This is a genomic window from Haloarcula sp. JP-L23 (assembly GCF_011602445.1).
GTDB lineage: Archaea > Halobacteriota > Halobacteria > Halobacteriales > Haloarculaceae > Haloarcula > Haloarcula pellucida.
In genome coordinates this window covers 233,803-254,257 of record NZ_CP050014.1, presented here as the reverse complement: position 1 = coordinate 254,257, position 20,455 = coordinate 233,803, and the positions used below count along the sequence as shown (strand labels likewise).

The window sequence follows — 20,455 nt, the reverse complement described above, 5'->3', positions numbered from 1 at the left end:
GGGTTTGCACCATGTCAGACAGTAGTTCATCTGGACTCAGCAGGCGGTCACTCGTGAAAGCGCTCGGCGTCGGCGCGGCGGCCGGACTCGCCGGTTGTGGCGGCACCGGCGGCGACGGGGCCGCAGACGAGATGGGCGGCGACACCGGAGACGGCAGTACCACCAGCGGTGACGGTGGCAGCGGTGACAGCGGGAACGCCCCGCTGTTCTGGAACTACGCGTTCCCCAACGACGGCACAGAACCTATCTGGAAGGACACGTTCCTGAAAAACGCCGAGGAGCGTATCGGTCAGGAGCCCAGAATGGGACGCTTCGCCTACGAGGACCTCCGGCAGAAGTTCCTCACCGGTGCCCGCACGGGCGACCCGGACGTCATCGAGGGGGTCCTGAGCCACCTCACGGAGTACGTCAAGGCCGACCACCTCGAACCCATCGGGGGCTTCGCCGAGGGGCTCCCGTGGTACGACGGGTACGTACAGAGCGCTCTCGACGCGCTGACCTACCGAGGGAAACTGTACGGCCTCCCGTACAACGGGAACGCTCGGGCGTTCATCGTCCGACAGGACATCCTCGACGAACTCGGACAGGACGTGCCGCAGTCGGCTTCGGCGTTCCACGAGGTCGGCCGCATGATAAACAGCGAGTACGACGACATCTACGCCTACCACAACTGCACCAAGAAGGGGAGCGTGCGGGCGTTTCAGGAGTGGATGTCCCACGTCTATCAGCACACCGACCAACTGTACGTCCCCGACGGCGACTCCTGGAAGCTCAACATCAAGGCCGACCAGCTCGGCCAGATATTCGACAACTGGTACTACCAAATCTACGCCGCCGACGACCCGGTCGGCGACCCCGACACGCTCGGGACCGGCTGGCAGGTCAACGACCCCGGCTACCTCAACGGCCGCTGGGCGTTCATCGAGTGTGGGACGTGGCTCCGCGGCTGGACCTCCGGGGACAACATCAACAACAGCGAGAAGACCAAGGACATCCTCAACAACAAGACGCTCGTCGGCCACCTCCCGCGTGGCGAGGGCGCATCGAAGGGGACGTTCCTCGAAGTCAAGCCCGTCATGGTCAACACGCACTCCGACCAGAAGGAGGCCGCGAAGGGCATCGCGGCGTCCTTCGCCTCGCCCGATACGCTCACCGCGATGGGCGAGGACGCGAAGGGGAACGGCATGACCCCCGTCCACAAGGACGTGGAGTCGACCATCACCAACGAGAACTGGTCGCCGTTCACCGAGGTCTTCAAGACCGGGCGCGCGCTGGCGAAGATCGGCTGGGGGCAGGTCCGCTCCCCCTTCTACACCTACATGCAGCAGGTCGCCTACGGCAAGACCGACCCGTACAAGGCCGGTGACCAGTTCCACGACGAACTGAAGAGTCTGGCGAGCGAGCTCTGAGACACGCATGGCAACGCGCACCGATACCGAACCGACGGGTGGCGCCTACGTCGACGAGTTCCGGGCGTTCCTCGAGGACACCTGGCTGGGGTACGCGCTGGTACTCCCGTCGGTCGTCCTCATGGGCATCATCATCATCTACCCCACGCTCCGGGGCATCCAACTGGCCTTCTACGAGGCGTCGCTGCTGAACCCACAGCAAAAGACGTTCGTCGGCCTCCAGAACTTCGCCCAGATGGCGGGCGCGCCGGCGTTCCAGACGGCACTGTGGCACACCGTGTTGCTCACCGCGCTCGCGGTGTCTCTCCAGTACGTGCTGGGGCTTGGCCTCGCGCTGGCGCTCAAGGAGAAGGTGCCGGGCGCGGGCCTGTTCCGCAGTCTGTCGATGATTACGTGGGTCCTGCCGATCATCGTGATGGTCATCATCTTCCGGTTCATGACCCAGACCGGGTTCGGCCCGATAAACATCGTCCTCAGCAGCCTCGGGATGGAGACGGCCGCGTGGTTCGGGCAACCGGGCGTGGCGTTCCCGCTGGTCGTGGTGATGCACGTCTGGCGGAACGTCCCGTTCTACGCCATCGCGCTGATGGCGGCGATGAAGTCTATCCCGGAGACGCAGTACGAGGCCGCACGTCTCGACGGCGCCGGCCCGCTCCAGCGGTTCCGCTACATCACGCTCCCGCAGATATCGTACGTGTCGATGATCATGATCGTGCTCCACGTCATCTTCACGTTCAACAACTTCGACATCATCTACCTCTCGACCGGCGGCGGCCCGCTGGGCAACACCGAGGTGCTGGCGACGTACATCTACAAGCAGGCGTTCCAGCAGTACGCGATGGGCTATGCCGCGAGCATCGGCGTCACGATGCTGCTCATCATGATGGTGTTCACCGTCGTGTACGCTCACCTGGAGGCACGTGACTAACCATGGCGACCGAAACCCAATCACAGACGCAAGCGACCGACCGCTCGTTCGCCGACCGAATCGACGCGTGGCTCACAGAGGATATGTCACCACGCCGGGCACTGGCCGTCTACGCCGTCATCGGCGTCTACATGGTGTTCCTGTTGCTCCCGGTGGCGTACATGGTTCTGGTGACGTTCACGTCGACGGAGTTCCTGTACTCGCCACAGCTCATCCCGTCGTTGGGCGACCTCACTCTCCAGAACTACGTTGCCGTCCTCTCGACCGGGCTCTTCCAGCAGTACTTCATCAACTCGACTATCGTCGCGACGGCGACGACGGCCATCACGCTGGTCGTCGGGACGCTGGCGGCGTACTCGCTGTCGCGGTTCGAGTACCCGGGACGGAGCGGGCTACTGTTTACCTTCCTCGGGACGCAGATGCTGCCACGCGTGCTCATCCTGATCCCGTTTTTCCTGATGATGTTCACCATCGGCCTCATCGACTCGCTCGTGGGCATCATCATCGCTCACTCCGTGCTGGGCATCCCGCTGGGGACGTGGCTGCTGAAAGGGTACTTCGACGACATCCCGAAGTCGTTAGACGAGGCGGCGAAGATGGACGGCTGTTCGCATATCGATATCCTCGGACGCATCATCATCCCGATGTCGCTTCCCGGCATCACCGTCGCCGGGTTCTATACGTTCATCCTCTCGTGGAACGACTTCCTGTTCGTCTCTATCCTCTCACAGACGGCGGCGACCCGAACTCTGCCGTTCGGGCTGCAGCTGTTCCAGTCCCAGAACACCGTCGCGTGGGAACTGCTGTTGACCGCCGCGACGGTGACGATGATTCCGGTCGTCGTGCTGTTCGCGTTGGTCCAGCGCTGGGTCGTCGAGGGCCTCGCCAGCGGCGGCATGAAGGGCGCCTGAGGCTATCAAACGAACCTCGACACCTGTTTCCGAAATTATAGAGGCAAATAGCGCCTTATTGGAGATATAATCCATATCTTATCGGAATATATGTAGGGTTTCAGAAACAAGGCCACTATCGAAACAGCAATTTTAGATATATGTCTCCAAACTGGTTACATATGAGTGTGGATGCGCACCCGCCGACCTTGGACACTGACTACGCAGACGCGTGGCTCGTCGGCCGCGAAAAACGGGAGAAGTCTGGCCTCAGAACGGCGCTTCGGGGCCTTCGTCGTCGCCGCCGACGTCGCCACCGCGGGACTCGCCGGGGAAGGAGGGGCTGGCGCCGCCGGCCATGCCCTCTTGCTGGTCCGCCCCGGTGCGCGCGACGACCTCGTTGATCTCCGGGATCTCCTTGGTCATGCGCGTCTTGATCGCCTGGATGGTCATCGGCGAGATGCCACATCCGGAACAGGCACCGCCCAGACGGATCGTGACGCTGCCCTCTTCGCGGTCGATCTCCTCGATGGCCGCGCTGCCGCCGTGCATCTGAATCTGCGGGAAGTTCCGGCGCAGGAAGTTCGTGATGCGCTCGCGCAGGTCGTCCCCGTCCTCTGTTTCCGTGCTCATAGTGACAGTATGTCCGGGCCGGGGAGGCTTAGACCTTTGGACTGATTCGTTCGGCCCCGCGCCGAGTCCCGGTCGGGCCAAGGTTGAAGCGCGCCCGCGACGCCGGTGTGTGTATGGCTGACACGGACGACGCGATGCGGCGCTTCGAGGTACCCGACTACGACGACTTGCCCGAGGACCTGCAAGCACGCATCGACGAGGAGACCGACCGCGCGGGCTTTACGCCGAACGTCTTCTCGGCGATGGCCTACCGCCCCTCACACTTCCGGGCGTTCGTCGCCTACCACGACGCCCTCGTCGAGGAGACGGAACTGGAACGCGAGGAGGTCGAGATGATAGTCGTCGCCGTCAGCGGCGTCAACGACTGTCTGTACTGCATCGTCGCACACGGGGCGCTGTTGCGCATCTACGCCGACGCGCCGAAACTGGCCGAGCAAATCGCCTCGAATCACCGGACGGCGGACGTCAGCGAGGCGCACCGTGCGATGCTCGACTTCGCGGTGAAACTCACCGAGCGACCCGCCGCGGTGACCGAGGCCGACGTAGAGCGACTGGAGGCCCACGGGTTCAGTCGCCGCGCCGTCTGGGACGTCGGCAGCGTCGCGGCCTTCTTCAACCTCTCGAACAGACTGGCCCATCTCGCGGATATGCGACCCAACGACGAGTTCTATGACCTCGGCCGCGGCGACGACTGAGGCCGCTCACTCTACCGCGATGCCGCCCTTCATCCCGAGCGAGAAGTGGGGTTCGCAGTGGTAGAGGAGGATACCCGCCTCGTCTAAGGTACGTGTGTACTTCACGCCGGACCCGCCCTCGGGTTCGCCGGAACTGAACTCGTAGTCGGACTCGCCGAGTTGCTCCTCGGGGAGCGCTTCGACGTTGTGTGGGTTCCCCTCGCCGGTCCAGTTCCACCGTATCTCGGTGCCGGTGGCGACGACAAGCGCCGACGGTGCGTACGCGAACGCCCCGTCGTTCCCCTCGGCGCCGACGTCGACGGTCACGCTGTCGCTGTCTCGCTGGTCGACGAACGACCCGTCGTACGTGTCGTCCGCCCCGCCCAGTTCCGTCTCGGTCAGCCACTCGTCTATCGTCGGGTAATCGTCCCCGGTGACGCCGTCAGCGCCACCGTCACCACCGTCACCGCCGCCGTCGCCACCGCAGCCAGCCAAGCCGACGGCGCCCGCGAGACTCGCTGTTCGGAGGAACTGCCGCCGTGACGCTGCGGGTCGGGTCATGGCTAATCCTCTCCTACGCAGAAGGATAGTTATCCGTACTCTTCTCGACTCGGACGTCCCAGCCGACGCGTCAACTGCCCGCCATCTCACATCTGTCGCATCTCGTCGCACCGGTCACCGGCAGTCCGGACGAGATAGTCACCCACTGCTTTGGCGGGGCGCAACCTCGGCTTTCCGCTCTCCCGTCGACGGTGTCCTCACCGCGCTGGCGGGCGGGAACGTTCGCCGCGGTCGGTCTCTCGGACGCGGGTGGTCCACACACCGTGTCACGACTCCGCCGGCGGTCGAACAGCCCGATAAGTCGGGCTTATCGAATCCTTGCCTGCGGGTAACTATTCCTGCGATAGACGGAGGGGCCGCCATGGGTCGCCGCCCACTCTCGCGTCTCCTGCTGGCCTTCTTCCTGAGCCTCTCAGTTGCCCTCGCTACGGCGCTCGTGGGTGCCGGTGCGCTCGCAGATACGTCTGCGACCGTCTCCGCACCAGACACTACGTTGCAGGTGGCGACAGAGACCGAGACGCCGTCGATTCCGCCGACGGCGACGCCCGAGCCAACCGCGACGGCGACCCCAGAACCGACGGCGACACCGACACCGGAACCGACGGCCACGCCCACGCCGGAACCGACAGCGACGCCGACGCCCGAGCCAACCGCGACGGCGACCCCAGAACCGACGGCGACACCGACACCGGAACCGACGGCCACGCCCACGCCGGAACCGACGGCCACGCCCACGCCGGAGCCAACAGCCACACCGACACCGGAACCGACGGCCACGCCCACGCCGGAGCCAACAGCCACACCGACACCGGAACCGACTGCGACGCCGACACCAGAGCCGACCGCGACGGACACTCCCACGCCGGAGCCAACACCAACGCCGACACCGGAACCGACGGCCACGCCCACGCCGGAGCCAACACCAACGCCGACACCGGAACCGACGGCCACGCCCACGCCGGAGCCAACAGCCACACCGACACCGGAACCGACGGCCACGCCCACGCCGGAGCCAACACCAACGCCCACGCCTGCGCCGACACCAACGCCCACGCCTGAGCCAACACCAACGCCGACAGAGACGTCGACTCCGCCGCCGACGCCCACCCCGACACCGGAACCGACGGCCACGCCCACGCCGGAGCCAACACCAACGCCGACAGAGACGTCGACTCCGCCGCCAACGCCCACCCCGACACCGGAACCGACACCGACGGCCACGCCCACGCCTGAGCCAACACCAACGCCGACAGAGACGTCGACTCCGCCGCCGACGCCCACCCCGACACCGGAACCGACACCGACGCCCACGCCTGCGCCGACACCGACGCCGACAGAGACGTCGACTCCGCCGCCGACGCCAACGGCGACGCCGACGCCCACCCCGACAGACTCGTCAACGCCAACCGCGACACCGACGCCAACTGAGACGCCGACCGACACACCGACGGAGACGCTCACACCGATACCGACCGGGACGCCCGATCCGCTGTTCCCGCCGCTGTTCCCGTCGTCACCGACGCCGACGCCCACACCGACACCCACGGACGCGCCGCCGACTGACGCGCCAACTGCGGCGCCGTCGAACACTGGCGGTGGCGGTGGTGGCGGTGGTGGGCCCTCCGACGGTGACGACTCCAGTTCGAACGACGGCGGTCCATCGGTCGTCTCGGGAGACGACGACGGGAACGACTTCGGGAGCAGTTCGAACGACGCTGGCGATTCGAACGCGCCGGGACGCGAACAGTTACGCATCACGCAGTCCCGGACGGCGGAGGGCGTCACTATCACGATTCGCGGGGCCGCTGCCGGAGAGAGCGCGACGCCGTCGTTCGACCTCACCGATCGGTCCTCGCAGGTACCCGCGGTGACGCTCTCCAGTATGAACGTCACGTTCGCCACCGACCAGTCGACCGTCGAGACGACGGTGTTCGAACCGACGACCGACTCCGGACCGTTGCCGCCGGTCCCGCGCGGCGACGCGCTGGGATACGTGCCCGTCGAGACGGGCATCGACGACGAGGCGGTCAGGAGCGCGGGACTCGCGGTGGACGTTGACGCGCAGGCCGTGCCCGACAACCGCTCGCGCGACAGCGTCGTCGTCTATCGGTACACGAACGGGGGCTGGACGGCGCTACCGACGCGGTACGACAGCAGTGCCGGCCAGTATCTCGCCACCGCGGACGGCCTCTCGTCGCTCGCCGTGGCCTCGCTGGAACCCGGGCAGGTCCGGGTCGTCAACACCACCAACCCGCCGGACTGGGCCAGACAGGGGTACCAAACCAACGTCACCGCGACGGTCGAGAACCCCGGGGACCGGCCGGCCCAGCGTACCCTCACCGTCACCGTCGACGGCCGCCCGGTCGCCAACGAGACCGTTCGACTCGACCCCGGCGAACGCGACGAGGTCACCATCGGGTTCCCGGCCGCCGGCGGCACCGTCGCTGTCGAGGGGACCGAAGCGGGGCAGATGAACGTCAGCGAGGGCAACCAGTGGGACAACGACCCGCCTTCGGGGCTGTCCGCTGGTGACGGTCCCGGGTTCGACCTCGGACTGGTGGCGCTCCTGTTCGTCGCCCTCGTACTCGTCGGTTCGGTCGATCGAGTGCGGCGGCTTCGGCGTTGACGGCCCGGAACACAAACGACTTGTCGCAGTCGGACGACGGTCCGGTGATGCCCTCCAGTCAGCCCCGCCACGGACGTAGCTTCCCGCTCGCCCAGCCACGGAACCGACCCGCCGCAGGCGGCCCGCACCGGCGACTACGGCGGTGACGATGCCGTCGTTCGTCACGCGACTCGGCGACGGGTGGCGGCGGGCGCTCGACGTCCTCCCCCTCGCGCTGGTCCCCGTGCTGACCGCGCTGCTGAACACGGAGAAGCTTTGGTCCGTGCTGACCTTCGACGGGTTCCACCTCAGTCTTCGACTGGCGGCGCCGGTCTCCGTCGTCGACGTCTGGACCTTCGTCAACCCGCCGAGTCAGGGGGTCACGGTCCAGACCGGCGTCCCGATGGTCGGGTTCCCGCTGGTGCTTTTCGTCGTCCCGGCGGCGCTCGCGCTACAGGCGGCGCTGATCGCGGGCTACTTCGGCAGTCTCCAGGAGGCGCTCGTCGCGGGCCGGTACGACTTCGCGGCGAACGTCCGCCGGTTCTTCCTGCCGTTCCTCGTGCTGACCGGCGTTCCGGTGCTCCTCCTCCTGCCGTTCGGGTTCGCCGGCGCCAGCGGTGGACTGGACGCGCTGTTCCCGCTCGTCGTGCTGTCGATTCCGGTGTTCATCGTCCTCGCGTACCTGTTCGCCGCGACGCCCTACCTCCTCGTTCTCCGGGAGACCGACCTCCTCGACGCGCTCCGGGCCTCGTACGGCCTCGCGATAGCCAGCGGTGCGTACCTCCGGTACCTCGTCGGGTTCCTGCTGTTCGTCCTCGTACTCTCGCCGTTCGCGTCGCTGCTCGTCGTCAACGTGCCCGTCGTCGGGCTGGTCGTCGGGGTCGCGGGCGGCGCGGTCCTCGGCCTCGCCACTAACCTCGCGACGATGCGGTTCGTCGCCGATGTCGACCCCGAGTCCCCGCGGGTGGGGACGTGGGCGGACCGGGACGCCGGTGACTAGCCGTCGAGTTCGAACTCGATTCGCTCGATGTCGGCGCCCTTCGACGTGCGGTCCGTGACGCGGATAGCGCCGAGTTCGCCCGTGCGGTCGACGTGAGTGCCGCCACAGGGACAGGTGTCGAACTCGGCTATCTTGACCACGCGCAGGGGGTCGACGTGGTCCGGAATCAGGTCGAGTTGGGTCCGGCCCTCGGGCGTCTCGGCCTCGACGTCGGCGCGCGGTCGCTCGGCCTTCGAGACGGGCAGGTCGGCGTCGACGACGCGGTTGGCCTCACGCTCGATGGTCGCCACGTCCTCGGCGTCGAAGTCGGCGGGTTCGAAGTCGATTCGCGAGCGGTCGACGTGAATCTGGTTGCCGGCCGTCGCGGCGTCGAACTCGTCCAACACCACGCGGGAGACGACGTGCTGGGCGGTGTGCATCCGGCGCAACCGCTCGCGGCGGTCGGCGTCTATCTCGCCGGTGACGGTCGTTCCCGCTGCCGGCACCGTCCCCTCGATAGACTCGACGTAGTGGCGCACGTCGCCGTGGTTCTTGCGTACGTCCCGGACCGTCGCTTCGCCGCCGTCCCACGAGAGGCGGCCGCGGTCAGCCGGTTGGCCGCCCCCCTCGGGGTAGAAGTACGTCCCGTCGAGGACGACGTACTCCTCGGTCGCTTCGGTCACCGTCGCCTCGAATTCGGTGACGCCGTCCGCGTCGGGGAGGTACCGGAGGTCGGTCATAGCTACCGGTTGGCGGGCCGACGGCAAAAGCCGTTGGACGGCGGTGAGTGCGACGGCTGGGACCAGCACGACCGTCGCTAGCGTGCCTATCTCGTCGAGGAGGAGCCGCCACGCCGGTCGGGCGACGCCCACTACTTTCGCGACGACGACGGCGACGAGGACGACGGGGACGACGTACCGGACGAGAGCGACGAACGCGCCGAGTTCCGCGCGGACGGCGTCGAGGTCCGCGACGAAGACGAACACGACCACGATGAGGACCGCCGAGACGGGCAGTGCGAACGTCCCCACGGTGGCGTCGACGATATCGAGGACGGGGACGCCAGCCAGTGCGAGGTTCGCGGGGCTGTAACTCAAGGCGGAGGGCGCGCCCGCAAGGAGCATCACGCCGGTAAGCAGCCACGTCGCGCGCCGCCGCCCGTACCCGGTGGCCGTCAGGGCGGCGACGCCCACCTCCAGCATGGCGACGGCCGAACTGAGCGCCGCCAGCGCCAGCAGGCCGAAGAACGCGACGGCGACGACGCGACCGAACGGCATCGTCGCGAAGGCCGTCGGGAGCGTCGTGAAGGCCAGTTCCGTCCCGAGCGTCGGCCGGAGGCCGAAACTGAACACGACGGGGAAGATGACCAGCCCCGCCGTAATCGCGGCCCCGACGTCGACGACCGTAATCGCAAACGCCGACCGCGTGAGGTCGGTGTCGTCGTCGACGTAGCTCCCGTAGGTCAGCATGATGCCTTGCCCGACGGACAGCGAGAAGAACACCTGCCCGACGGCGGCACTCCAGAGGCCGGGGTCCGACAGCACCGAGAAGTCCGGCGTAAACAGGAACGCGACGGCACGGCCCCATCCGGGGAGCGTCGTCGCGTACGCCGCGAGCGCGGCGAGCAGGACGAACACTGTCGGTAACAGATACGTCGCGAGCCGTTCGATGCCGTCGCGGACGCCCAGCGAGACGACGCCACCGGTCAGCGCCGTCGCGACGACGAAGAACGCAACCGGCCGCCAACCGGCGGTGAAGGCTGCGAACGTCGTCCCCGACCCGACGCTCCACGACACGAGAAAGCCCAGCACCCACCCGGTGAGGACCAGATAGTAGCTCAGGATGAGGAGGACGCCGGTCACGACGGCCCACCCGGCGGCCGCGTACCGGTCGCTGACCGTCCGGAACGCCGAGACCACGTCCGTCCGGAGGGTGCGGCCGACGGCCAGTTCGAGGACGAGCAGCGGCACGGCACAGACGACGGCCGCGACGAGATACGGAAGGAGGTAGGCCCCGCCGCCGTTCTGGCCGACGACGGCGGAGAACCGCCAGATGTTGCCTAGCCCGACGGCGGCCCCGACGGCGGCGAGCAGGAACCCGACTCGTGAGGACCAGCGCTCGGCGGTCATGCCGGCCTCTGCTCCCGGGACCGGGTTAAACGTACGCTCGCACGGCGCCCGTCGAACGGACGTGGGGCGTCTGACGCTGGGCTGACGGCGGCCGCGTCGACTGCCCGCTGTCGGCCGGTTTTCACTTCCGATGCGGTTGGCTGACGTATATGGTCGGGCCGACCGTCCTCCCGGCTATGTTGGAGCAGTTGAAACAGGCCGTCGGTCGGGGGACACCGTCACAGAGAGCGTCGACAGGGGCGTTCCACGAGTGTCGGCAGTGTGGGACGACCGTCGACGACGACGCCGACGGCTGCCCGGCCTGTGGCTCGACCGAGATCGCTCGGTACGACCTCTGAACCGACCGTTCCGTTCGTTCTTGCGGCCGCTTGCTACCGTGCCGGTCGGTAGCATTTCGCGGCGATAGAACGGTTATTACAGTCGGCCCCGTCTCGAAGGCATGCATCCCGGTTCGTCGTCGGTTGCCATCCTCGGGGGCGGGGTCGGCGGCCTGAGTGCGGCACAGGAACTCGCAGAACGCGGCTTCGCGGTGACGGTGTACGAGGCCGACGACGCACTGGGTGGGAAAGCGCGGAGTTTCGAGTACGAGGGTGACGCCGAGGGACCGCCCCTGCCCGGCGAACACGGCTTCCGGTTCTTTCCCGGGTTCTACACCAACCTCCGGGACACGATGGCCCGGATTCCGCTCGCCGAGGGTGGGACCGTCGCAGACAATCTGGTGCCGACCAGCGAGACGCTCGTCGCCTCCGTCGATGGCGGCGAGTCGCTCTCTCGGTCGGCGACGCCGCGGACCGTCTCGGAGTGGGCCGACGCGCTCCGGCCGACCATCGGCAACGGCGAACTCACCGCCCGGGAGACGAACTACTTCCTCCGCCGCCTGCTGGTGTTGCTCACCAGCGGCCGTCGCCGTCGCGAACGGGCGTTCGACACCATCACGTGGTGGGAGTTCGTCGACGCCGAGGAGCGGTCACCGGCCTACCGGAAACACCTCGCCGAGAGCACGCAGGCGCTCGTCGCGATGCGGCCACAGATAGCGAGCGCCCGGACCATCGGACGCATCTACGTCCAGTTGATGCTCGACCAGATAGAGCCCCGCCGACCGACCGAGGCGGTGCTGAACGGTCCGACGAGCGTGGTGTGGATACGGCCGTGGGTCGCGTACCTCCGCTCGCTCGGTGTCGAGTTCCGGACCGGGACGCCCGTGAGGGCCATCGAGTCCGACGGCCACCGCGTCACCGGCGTCGTCGTCGAGGGCGCGGACGGTTCGGAGACGGTGACGGCCGACCACTACGTCGCGGCGGTCCCCGTCGAGGTGATGGCTCGGCTGCTCACGCCCGCACTGACTCGCGCCGCCCCCTCGCTCGCGGGCGTGCGCAAACTCGACACCGCGTGGATGAACGGCCTCCAGTTCTACCTCACCGACGACGCCCCGCTGGCACACGGGCATCAGGCCTACACGGACTCGCCGTGGGCGCTGACCTCGATTTCGCAGCGCCAGTTCTGGGCCGACGGCCCCTTCGACCTGACCGAGTGCGCCGACGGGTCGGTGGAGGGCGTCCTCTCGGTCATCGTCTCCGACTGGGAGACGCCGGGCGTCCTGTTCGACAAACCCGCCAGCGAGTGTACGCGCGAGGAGATCGTCGACGAGGTGTGGGCGCAGTTGACCGCCCACCTCAACCGCGAGGACGAACGGCTCTCGGCGGCGGCGCTGTACGACGTGGTCGTCGATCCCGCCATCGTCGAGGCGGAGCGCGGGGACCGGATGGACAACCGGTCACCGCTGCTCATCAACACCGTCGGGTCACTGCGACACCGACCCGACGCGGTAACCGAGGCGCCGAACCTCGTACTCGCGGCCGACTACGTGCGCACGGAGACGGACCTCGCGACGATGGAGAGCGCGAACGAGGCCGCCAGACGCGCCGTCGCCGGCGTCCTCGACCGTGCGGGCGTCGGGTCGCCGCCGACGGTCTGGGGACTCGACGAACCGGCGGTGTTCGAACCGCTGAAACGGCAGGACGACGTGGCCTGTGCCCTCGGTCTGCCGCACCCCGGCGAGACCGAACGGGGCCTCGGTCGCCTCCTCCGCGGGTTCAGAACCCGGGTCGGCGCGTGACCCCGACGGACGGGGCGGGTGACGACGCACCGACGTCGTCGGTGCGTGCGGCCGTCGCCGCCTCGACGACCGCAGAGTTCACGACGGTCCGCGACGGGCGGCCGGCGACGGTCCCCGTGACGCCGACCTACGACCCGGCGAGCGAGTGCGTCGTGGTGAGTTGCGCGCCGGCCTTCGCCGAGAAGGCCGCACGGGCCGCGGCGACACCCACTGTCGGCCTCCTCCTGCACGGTCCCGACGGCCCCCTCCACGTTACGGGCACAGCGACGGTACGAGACGACGACCTCGAAGCGAACGCGCACCGTCTCCGGCGCCTGTTCGAGGCCGAACCGCCCTCGGAGAAGCGGACCGCGATGCTCGACGCCGCGTCGGTCCTGCAATCCCGACTCGGCCTCTTGTTGCTCGACTGGTACGGGCTTCGCATCCTGATAGAGATAGCGCCCGAGCGAATCGACCGACTCGACGGCACCGGTGCCGCGCGTGTCGAGGCGTGGCCCGCGGCAGACGTAGACGCCGGGGAGGCCGCGCGCTACGACCGACTCGTCGCGACGGCCGTCGACGCCGACGGGAGACCCCGCACGTGGCCGGTCGACGGGTTCGACCTGCACGAGGACGCCCTCGCGCTCTCGCCGCCGCCGGCGGTCTCGCTCGTCGACGGCCAGCCGGTTTGCGTGCTCTGTCACTGGCACAGCGCGGCCCTCGACGACCTCGGGCAACGCGTCGTCCGCGGCCGGGTCCGCACCGTCGACGGCGTCCCGTGCGTCGTCCCGGGTAGCACCGCCCGGTGGCGCAACGTGACGGCGCTCGACGCGCTCCGATTCGTCGTCGACGGCAAGCGGCGGACGCGACGGTACTTCCGCGCCCGTGGCGAGACGTATCGGGTCGTCCCTCGGGCACTCCTCCGCCGCCACCCGTTCTGACCGGGTGCGGCCCACGGTCCCGTTAGCGGCCGACCGCTCGCTGTCCTATCTGTACCCACATCGACCAAATCTGGCGGCAGAAAACGTTGGAGAGATATCTATTCGGGCAAGTAATAGTAATTTGCGTATAAAAATCGAGAATTAGACTAGAGTAGAGGGATTTTACTGACAATATGGCGAATATCTACGTGTACGCCGACAATCAGCGAGTGGATTCGCATATACTGCCGTATATGTGGCCGGTGTCGATGGGGGTATCACGCGTGGCCGACAAAGTGGCGACCACGATCGCGCACCTCACAGTCGATTCCGTGACGGACCACCAACTGGTCCGGCACTCCCGTGCCGGCGTCCCGGTCTTCGATGTAGACGCTTCGAGGCTGTCCAGAACACCGACACTGTGCCACTCTCACGGTCACCCCTCCTCGCTGCTACCCGTCGAGTGTTCACCTGAAGAAGCAGTCGGTGCCCCTTCGAGGAAGAAACGTTCAGAATAGATGAACGAAATTTCACCAGAACGTTCGTTACGCCTATGTGTAGAATAACTGACGACTTCCTCAGACACCCGATATCTAGCTCTAGAAACTGCCACGGGGTGTGTGAACAATCAACGGCGTGGGAATAACGAAAGTACTATTGTTACGAACTGCGTTCAGTATTGTTGAACAATTTTCCAGACTGACGGTATGTTCGTCGCTCTCTCCGAACGGTGGTTTCGGTTCGGTCGGCGCGTCGACCTCCGCGCCCGTCCGCACGTTCGCTCGGATGGCGCACGTGGACCACCCCCATCGACGAAACACTTTTTAACGATTACCAGTTCTTAGACCGTATGCGGTACTATCAGCTCGGTAATGGAGACACCGGTCGGCTCGTCGTCTCGACGGGCGAGAGCCTGTACGACCTCACCGCCGCGAAGCCGCGCCTGCAGTCGTTTCGGGACCTCCTCTCGGCCGCGAGCGTCGCCGAACGGCCCCCCGACGACGTCGCTACGCGGCACGTCGACGCCGAGCACGAACTCGCACCGAACGAGGTTGACGCCGCCCGAACCGTGCCGGTCCACGCCGACGAGGTGTGGGCCGCCGGGGTCACCTACCAGATAAGCGAGGCGGCGCGTCGAGAGGAGAGCGACACGCCGGACATGTATCTGGACGTCTACGACGCGGACCGGCCGGAGATATTCCTCAAGTCGACGCCGAGTCGGACGGTCGGCCCGGGCGAGGAAGTCGGCATTCGCGGCGATTCCGAGTGGGACGTCCCCGAACCGGAACTCGGTATCGTTCTCTACGACGGGCGGACTGTCGGCTACACCATCGGCAACGACATGAGCAGTCGCTCTATCGAAGGGCAGAACCCGCTGTACCTCCCGCAGGCGAAGGTGTACGACCGCTGCTGTGCCATCGGTCCCAGCGTCGTCACAGACATCGCGGACCCGCACTCGCTGGACCTCTCGATGACGATCCATCGCGACGGGGAGTGTGTCTACAGCGGCGAGACGAACACGGGAGAGATGGTCCGCACGTGCGAAGAACTCGTCGACTGTTACACCGCGCACAACGCCGTCCCCGAACTCGCCGTCCTCCTCACCGGGACCTCGCTCGTTCCGGACGACGGGTTCACACTCCGCGAGAACGACGAGGTCGACATCGAGATCGAACGTATCGGGACGTTACACAATACCGTGACGACCGTCTAACCAGTACGTGTAACGGACGAGACGACCGGACACCGTCCCACGTTCCTGACGGCGCTCGCTCGACTGTCGCCGACGCTGTGACGTAACGACGCGGTCGCGACCGCGGCCATCGAGTCGCCGGGTGGCCCGCGAGCGGACGCACCGTCCGCGAGACCGCCGTAACGCCCGGAACTGTTTTCACGGAGGATGCGTATCTCCGGGTGTCGTATGCACTACCGAAACTTGCGAGACCCCAACGCAGAGTACACTATGCGGGACCTCTCGGCCGAGACGATGGGCCTCACGGAGCACCGCGGCGAGCGTCGCGACGTCGAGATTACCGACGTACAGACCGTCGTCGTCGACGGCAACTACCCGTGGACGCTCGTCCGCGTCTACACGGACGCCGGGCCCGTCGGCAACGGCGAAGCCTACTGGGGCGGTGCCCTGCCAGAGATAATCGAGCGGTTGACCCCCTTCGTCGTCGGCGAGAACCCACTGGACATCGACCGCCTGTACGAACACATGGTCCAGAAGATGTCCGGCGAGGGCTCCATCGCCGGGAAGGACATCGCCGCCATCTCCGGCATCGAACTCGCCTTGCACGACGTCGCCGGCAAGATTCTCGACGTCCCCGCCTACCAACTGCTCGGTGGGAAGTACCGGGACTCGGTCCGCACCTACTGTGACTGTCACACCGAGGACGAGGCCGACCCCGAGGCCTGTGCCGACGAGGCCGAACGCGTCGTCGAGGAACTGGGCTACGACGCACTGAAGTTCGACCTCGACGTCCCCTCGGGCCACGAGAAGGACCGCGCGAACCGTCACCTCCGGCAACCCGAAATCGACCACAAAGCCGAAATCGTCCGGCGGGTCACCGAACGCGTCGGCGACCGCGCAGACGTCGCCTTCGACTGTCACTGGGCGTTCGCCAGCGGCAGCGCAAAGCGCCTCGCGCGCGAACTCGAACAGTACGACGTGTGGTGGCTCGAAGACCCGGTACCGCCGGAGAACCACGACGTCCAGCGCGAGGTCACCCAGTCGACGGGCACGCCAATCGCCGCAGGGGAGAACGTCTACCGCACGCACGGCCAGCGCCGCCTCATCACCGAGGAGGGCGTCGACATCGTCGCGCCGGACTGTCCGAAGGTCGGCGGGATGCGAGAGACGGCGAAGATTGCGACGCTGGCGGACATGTTCTACCTCCCGGTGGCGATGCACAACGTCTCCTCGCCCATCGGGACGATGGCGAGCGCTCACGTGGGTGCGGCCATCCCGAATGCACTGGCGGTGGAGTATCACTCCTACGAACTCGGCTGGTGGGCGGACCTCGTCGAGGAGGACGACCTCATCGTCGACGGCTACATGGACATTCCCGAACGCCCCGGTCTGGGCCTCACGCTCGACTTCGACGCCGTCGAAGCGCATCTGGCAGAGGGAGAGGAACTGTTCGACGAGGCGTGAGCGGACGGTCGCGGTCGGCGACGACGGTGGCGGTCCCGAAAGCGTCTGCCGTGGGTGTCCCTCCGACACCGGTCGGAAGTCGGGGATTACCCGTTCTGCGGGCTGAATCGGCGACAGCTTTATATTCTCATAGATAATCGCTCTAAACCGTATGGCTGATAATGACAAACCCGATTCGGCAATGGACAGGCGAAGATACCTCGCTGCACTGAGTACAGGGGCCGCACTCGGTATCGCCGGGTGTTCCGGCGACGGCGGGAGCGACGGTGGAAGCGACGGGAGCGACGGGAGCGACGGAAGCGACGGGAGCGACGGGAGCGACGGAAGCGACGGCTCCGGAGGTGGCGGGCAGTGGGACGAGACGCTCGAAGTCCTCCACGGTTGGGCCGGTGGTGACGGTGAAGCCGCGATTACGGCGCTCATAGAGGAGTTCAAGAGCGAATATCCCGACATGGACACGCAGTTCCAGGCCGTCGGGGCGAGTGCGAACGTCAACCTCAACGCGACGATTCTGCGCCGGATGGTCAACAACAACCCGATGAGTTCCTTCGCGAACTGGCCGGGCAAAAACCTCGAACGCTACCGGGGCCACCTGATGGACCTCGAATCGTCCGTCTGGAACCCGGAAGGGTACAAAGACGTGATGCAGGACCGCGCCGTCGAACTCTGTACGTTCAACGGCAAGATGTCCTCCGTCCCGCTCGGGTCCCACCGGATGAACAACCTGTTCTACAACATCTCGGCCTTCGAGGAGGCGGGGGTAGACGCGTCGAGCCTCGACGACATCGACTCGTTGCTGAGCGCGCTCGACGCCATCAAGACGGAGACGGACATCACGCCGATGGGACAGGCGATGGTCGCGCCCTGGACCGTCCTCCAACTGTGGGCGCAGGTCCTCCAGGGTCAGGCCGGCGTCGACGCCTACATGGACTTCATCGAGGGCAACGGTGACCGGCAGGCCATCGTCGAATCGCTGAAAGTCGTCAAGGAGATTCAGCAAAACTACATCACCGACGACGCCTCGTCGGTGAGTTTCACCGACGTCGGCGGGAAGATGATCAACGGCGAAGTCGCCTGCATGCATCAGGGCAACTGGCTGGCGGGTCAGTTCCGCGTCGACGACTCGTTCAACTACAAGGAGCACTGGGACTGGATCCCGTTCCCCGGCACCGAGGGTACCTACGGCTACCACATCGACGCCATCGTCGCGCCGGCGGACAACCCCAGCAAAGAGGAGACTATCGCGTGGCAGAAGTTCGTCGGCACCAAGAAGGCCCAGATCGCCTTCAACAACCTGAAAGGCTCCGTCCCGCTCCGGACCGACATCGACCCGAGCGAACTCGGCGACTTCATCGGCCTGACCTACGAGGACCTGACAAGTTCCGAGCGGTACCCGCCTACCATCGCGCACGGCCTCGCCGTCCCGCCCGAGCAGATGGGTGCCTGCAAGACGGCGATGAGCGAGAACATGATGGGGCCCTACGACGTTCAGTCGGCGGCCGACGGACTGCTCGACGCCGTGTCCCAGTAACGGGATCGACGAACTACACATTTTATTATACCGGAACGAAATCACACTATCTATGGACACCCACGAAACGGCAGAGGCAACCACAACCCCGACCGAGGAGGTCGACTGGGAGACGAAGTTGCGATACTTCCTCAACAGTGACTTCGTGCGGTCCTCGCCCTTCTGGGGGATTCCGTTCCTCATCATGGGCGTCGCCGTCTACGGCGGGATGGGCTTCAACATCGCGATATCGCTGACGGACGCACGGGGACTGACGCCGCCGGACTACAGTCTGGGCAATCTGGACCTCGAGATGTACACGCAGGTACTCGGGAGCAATGCGTTCCTTCAGGCCACCCAGAACAATCTGGTACTCCTCGTCACGTTCACGACGATTTGCCTCGTTCTCGGCCTGTTCCTCGCGGTACTCATCGACCAGGGGATTCGGTACGACGACAAGGTACAGACCATCTACTTACTGCCGATGAGTCTCTCGTTCGTCGTCACGGCCCAGCTGTGGCTCTGGATGTTCAACAACAACAACGGCCTGCTGAACATCATCGTGACGGGGTTGGGGTTCCAACCCGTCGACTGGATAGGGAACCCGTCGATTGCGCTCGGGTCGATAATCTTCGCGCTCATCTGGCAGTTCAGCGGCTACACGATGGTCGTCTATCTGGCCGGCCTGCGGTCGCTCCCCGACGACCAGTTCGAGGCCGCCCGCGTGGACGGCGCGAGCACGGCAAAGACCTACCTGCGCATCATCATCCCGCAACTGAAGGAGTCGTCGGTCAGCGCGGCCGTCGTCCTGATGGTGTTCGCGCTGAAGGCCTTCACCTTCCTGTATGCACTGACCGGCCGCTACCGACCGCCTAACGGGACGGACATCCTGGCGACGCTGATGGTTCGGCAGGCGTTCAAGTTCGGCAAGTGGGCCTACGCGGCGACCATCGCGACGTACCTGATGGTCCTCGCGCTGGGCGTCATCGCGCCGTACCTCTACTACCAGTACAGACAGGGGAGCCTCTAAGATGTCACAGTCAACGCCCGACACCAACATCGACGTCGCATCGCTCGTCGAGGACGTAAACCTCGCCCGAATCGGACAGTACGTGCTGGTCATCCTCTTCATCGGGTTCTTCCTCGCACCCCTGGAGACCGGCATCATGACCGCGCTGAAGACCAACGAGGCCGTCGCCCGCACGATTCCACTGGCGCCACCGACCGGCGAGGGGTTCACGTGGGGCAACCTCCAGTTCGCGCTCGAACAGCTCTCGGGCGCGTTCTTCAACTCCCTGTTCATGGCGATTCCCGCCACCATCGGGAGCGTCCTGTTCGGGAGCATGGCCGCCTACGGCCTCACGATGGTTCGCTGGCGCGGCCAGATGGCGTTGCTGGTACTGTTCCTCGTCGGCATCTTCCTGCCGTACCAGGCGGTGCTGGTGCCGCTCGCGCGTTTCTGGAACAACATCTTCCCGCTCGCGTCGATGCTGGCGCCGACGTTCTCGGCACTCCCGTACCTCCAGGACTACCACTCGAACCTCGTCCCGCTCATCATCACCCACATCGCGTACGGGATACCCATCTGTACTATCCTGTTTCGCTCGTACTACCAGAGCCTCCCGAGTTCGCTCGTCGAGGCCGCGAAGATAGACGGGGCGTCCGTCTCGAAGATATACCGCCGTATCGTGTTGCCGGTCTCGAAGCCGATGTTCGGCGTCGTGTTCATCTATCAGTTCACCCAGATATACAACGAGTTCCTCTTTGCGTTCACGCTGATCACTGGCTCTGACACGCCGGAGGCCGTGGTGACGCTCATCCTGCCGGCCGTCGGCGCCTCGACGTCCGGTATCGACTTCGGAATCCGCATGTCCGCGGCGTTCCTCGCGGCGATTCCGACCCTCATCATCTACGTCGCCTTCGCGGAGCAATTTGCGAAGGGCCTGCGGACCGGAGGTGGATAAC

General features: G+C 66.1%; 17 protein-coding genes and 1 pseudogene. 14 read left to right on the top strand and 4 right to left on the bottom strand.

Translation table 11 applies throughout. The features are described from left to right. The first annotated feature begins 11 nt into the window (after window positions 1-11). Genes G9465_RS01260 through G9465_RS01250 form a run of 3 tightly spaced genes read left to right on the top strand, consistent with a single transcriptional unit; the run spans window position 12 to window position 3,248 of the window. Entirely contained in the window at window positions 12-1,409 is a 1,398-nt protein-coding gene (locus G9465_RS01260; protein WP_166966792.1) for an ABC transporter substrate-binding protein, read from the top strand. Between the two features lie 7 nt (window positions 1,410-1,416). Then, window positions 1,417-2,337 carry a carbohydrate ABC transporter permease gene (locus G9465_RS01255; protein ID WP_166966790.1) on the top strand — a complete coding sequence of 307 codons (921 nt, stop codon included), beginning with the start codon at window positions 1,417-1,419 and terminating at the stop codon, window positions 2,335-2,337. Window positions 2,338-2,339: 2 nt separating this feature from the next. After that, complete coding sequence (locus tag G9465_RS01250; RefSeq protein WP_227015665.1) at window positions 2,340-3,248, top strand: carbohydrate ABC transporter permease; 909 nt, start codon at window positions 2,340-2,342, stop codon at window positions 3,246-3,248. A gap of 249 nt (window positions 3,249-3,497) precedes the next feature. Here G9465_RS01250 and G9465_RS01245 read toward each other — a convergent pair whose 3' ends face one another. Next, the gene (locus tag G9465_RS01245; RefSeq protein WP_166966788.1) at window positions 3,498-3,860 is read right to left on the bottom strand and encodes a NifU family protein; all 363 of its coding nucleotides are present in this window, start codon (window positions 3,858-3,860) and stop codon (window positions 3,498-3,500) included. A 113-nt stretch (window positions 3,861-3,973) separates the two neighbouring features. On the opposite strand from G9465_RS01245, the gene G9465_RS01240 reads away from it, so the two are divergent. Next, on the top strand, window positions 3,974-4,555 hold the full coding sequence (locus G9465_RS01240; RefSeq protein WP_166966786.1) for a peroxidase-related enzyme: 582 nt from the start codon (window positions 3,974-3,976) through the stop codon (window positions 4,553-4,555). 6 nt (window positions 4,556-4,561) lie between these two features. Here G9465_RS01240 and G9465_RS01235 read toward each other — a convergent pair whose 3' ends face one another. Beyond that, window positions 4,562-5,095 carry a halocyanin domain-containing protein gene (locus G9465_RS01235; protein ID WP_166966784.1) on the bottom strand — a complete coding sequence of 178 codons (534 nt, stop codon included), beginning with the start codon at window positions 5,093-5,095 and terminating at the stop codon, window positions 4,562-4,564. A 361-nt stretch (window positions 5,096-5,456) separates the two neighbouring features. On the opposite strand from G9465_RS01235, the gene G9465_RS25485 reads away from it, so the two are divergent. After that, the gene (locus tag G9465_RS25485; RefSeq protein WP_227015782.1) at window positions 5,457-7,721 is read left to right on the top strand and encodes a hypothetical protein; all 2,265 of its coding nucleotides are present in this window, start codon (window positions 5,457-5,459) and stop codon (window positions 7,719-7,721) included. Between the two features lie 148 nt (window positions 7,722-7,869). Further along, window positions 7,870-8,700 carry a hypothetical protein gene (locus G9465_RS01225; protein ID WP_166966782.1) on the top strand — a complete coding sequence of 277 codons (831 nt, stop codon included), beginning with the start codon at window positions 7,870-7,872 and terminating at the stop codon, window positions 8,698-8,700. Here G9465_RS01225 and G9465_RS01220 read toward each other — a convergent pair. After that, window positions 8,697-9,419 carry an alanyl-tRNA editing protein gene (locus G9465_RS01220; protein WP_166972831.1) on the bottom strand — a complete coding sequence of 241 codons (723 nt, stop codon included), beginning with the start codon at window positions 9,417-9,419 and terminating at the stop codon, window positions 8,697-8,699. The two genes, G9465_RS01225 and G9465_RS01220, sit on opposite strands and share 4 nt — an antisense overlap. A 138-nt stretch (window positions 9,420-9,557) precedes the next feature. Beyond that, window positions 9,558-10,808 (bottom strand): annotated as a pseudogene (locus G9465_RS01215) (sodium-dependent transporter); the annotation flags it as partial. Window positions 10,809-10,984: 176 nt separating this feature from the next. Here G9465_RS01215 and G9465_RS01210 point away from each other — a divergent pair. The 8 genes from G9465_RS01210 (at window position 10,985) to G9465_RS01175 (ending at window position 20,454) form a co-directional block, all read left to right on the top strand. Continuing rightward, window positions 10,985-11,146, top strand: coding sequence for a hypothetical protein (locus tag G9465_RS01210; protein ID WP_166966271.1), 162 nt, complete (start codon window positions 10,985-10,987; stop codon window positions 11,144-11,146). Between the two features lie 101 nt (window positions 11,147-11,247). Next, the gene (locus tag G9465_RS01205; RefSeq protein WP_166966780.1) at window positions 11,248-12,924 is read left to right on the top strand and encodes an FAD-dependent oxidoreductase; all 1,677 of its coding nucleotides are present in this window, start codon (window positions 11,248-11,250) and stop codon (window positions 12,922-12,924) included. Then, the gene (locus tag G9465_RS01200) at window positions 12,921-13,844 is read left to right on the top strand and encodes a pyridoxamine 5'-phosphate oxidase family protein (protein WP_227015664.1); all 924 of its coding nucleotides are present in this window, start codon (window positions 12,921-12,923) and stop codon (window positions 13,842-13,844) included. The genes G9465_RS01205 and G9465_RS01200 overlap by 4 nt, the downstream gene beginning before the upstream one ends. 829 nt (window positions 13,845-14,673) lie before the next feature. Beyond that, entirely contained in the window at window positions 14,674-15,537 is an 864-nt protein-coding gene (locus G9465_RS01195; protein ID WP_166966778.1) for a fumarylacetoacetate hydrolase family protein, read from the top strand. A gap of 207 nt (window positions 15,538-15,744) precedes the next feature. Further along, the gene (locus tag G9465_RS01190) at window positions 15,745-16,980 is read left to right on the top strand and encodes a mandelate racemase/muconate lactonizing enzyme family protein (RefSeq protein ID WP_166966776.1); all 1,236 of its coding nucleotides are present in this window, start codon (window positions 15,745-15,747) and stop codon (window positions 16,978-16,980) included. A gap of 181 nt (window positions 16,981-17,161) precedes the next feature. Then, window positions 17,162-18,511 (top strand): ABC transporter substrate-binding protein, encoded by a 1,350-nt coding sequence (locus tag G9465_RS01185; RefSeq protein ID WP_166972827.1) that lies wholly within the window; start codon window positions 17,162-17,164, stop codon window positions 18,509-18,511. 52 nt (window positions 18,512-18,563) lie between these two features. Beyond that, window positions 18,564-19,520, top strand: coding sequence for a carbohydrate ABC transporter permease (locus G9465_RS01180; RefSeq protein WP_166966774.1), 957 nt, complete (start codon window positions 18,564-18,566; stop codon window positions 19,518-19,520). Window position 19,521: 1 nt separating this feature from the next. Beyond that, window positions 19,522-20,454 carry a carbohydrate ABC transporter permease gene (locus G9465_RS01175; RefSeq protein ID WP_166966772.1) on the top strand — a complete coding sequence of 311 codons (933 nt, stop codon included), beginning with the start codon at window positions 19,522-19,524 and terminating at the stop codon, window positions 20,452-20,454. The last annotated feature ends 1 nt before the right edge of the window (window position 20,455 follow it).

What these genes read in the sequence shown, in the direction of transcription:
- G9465_RS01210 (WP_166966271.1), top strand. Translation starts at nt 10,985, where the DNA reads ATGTTGGAGCAGTTGAAACAGGCCGTCGGTCGGGGGACACCGTCACAG.
- G9465_RS01195 (WP_166966778.1), top strand. Translation starts at nt 14,674, where the DNA reads ATGCGGTACTATCAGCTCGGTAATGGAGACACCGGTCGGCTCGTCGTC.
- G9465_RS01190 (WP_166966776.1), top strand. Translation starts at nt 15,745, where the DNA reads ATGCACTACCGAAACTTGCGAGACCCCAACGCAGAGTACACTATGCGG.
- G9465_RS01235 (WP_166966784.1), bottom strand. Translation starts at nt 5,095, where the DNA reads ATGACCCGACCCGCAGCGTCACGGCGGCAGTTCCTCCGAACAGCGAGT.
- G9465_RS01180 (WP_166966774.1), top strand. Translation starts at nt 18,564, where the DNA reads ATGGACACCCACGAAACGGCAGAGGCAACCACAACCCCGACCGAGGAG.
- G9465_RS01220 (WP_166972831.1), bottom strand. Translation starts at nt 9,419, where the DNA reads ATGACCGACCTCCGGTACCTCCCCGACGCGGACGGCGTCACCGAATTC.
- G9465_RS25485 (WP_227015782.1), top strand. Translation starts at nt 5,457, where the DNA reads ATGGGTCGCCGCCCACTCTCGCGTCTCCTGCTGGCCTTCTTCCTGAGC.
- G9465_RS01225 (WP_166966782.1), top strand. Translation starts at nt 7,870, where the DNA reads ATGCCGTCGTTCGTCACGCGACTCGGCGACGGGTGGCGGCGGGCGCTC.
- G9465_RS01205 (WP_166966780.1), top strand. Translation starts at nt 11,248, where the DNA reads ATGCATCCCGGTTCGTCGTCGGTTGCCATCCTCGGGGGCGGGGTCGGC.
- G9465_RS01185 (WP_166972827.1), top strand. Translation starts at nt 17,162, where the DNA reads ATGGACAGGCGAAGATACCTCGCTGCACTGAGTACAGGGGCCGCACTC.
- G9465_RS01175 (WP_166966772.1), top strand. Translation starts at nt 19,522, where the DNA reads ATGTCACAGTCAACGCCCGACACCAACATCGACGTCGCATCGCTCGTC.
- G9465_RS01245 (WP_166966788.1), bottom strand. Translation starts at nt 3,860, where the DNA reads ATGAGCACGGAAACAGAGGACGGGGACGACCTGCGCGAGCGCATCACG.
- G9465_RS01250 (WP_227015665.1), top strand. Translation starts at nt 2,340, where the DNA reads ATGGCGACCGAAACCCAATCACAGACGCAAGCGACCGACCGCTCGTTC.
- G9465_RS01240 (WP_166966786.1), top strand. Translation starts at nt 3,974, where the DNA reads ATGGCTGACACGGACGACGCGATGCGGCGCTTCGAGGTACCCGACTAC.
- G9465_RS01260 (WP_166966792.1), top strand. Translation starts at nt 12, where the DNA reads ATGTCAGACAGTAGTTCATCTGGACTCAGCAGGCGGTCACTCGTGAAA.
- G9465_RS01255 (WP_166966790.1), top strand. Translation starts at nt 1,417, where the DNA reads ATGGCAACGCGCACCGATACCGAACCGACGGGTGGCGCCTACGTCGAC.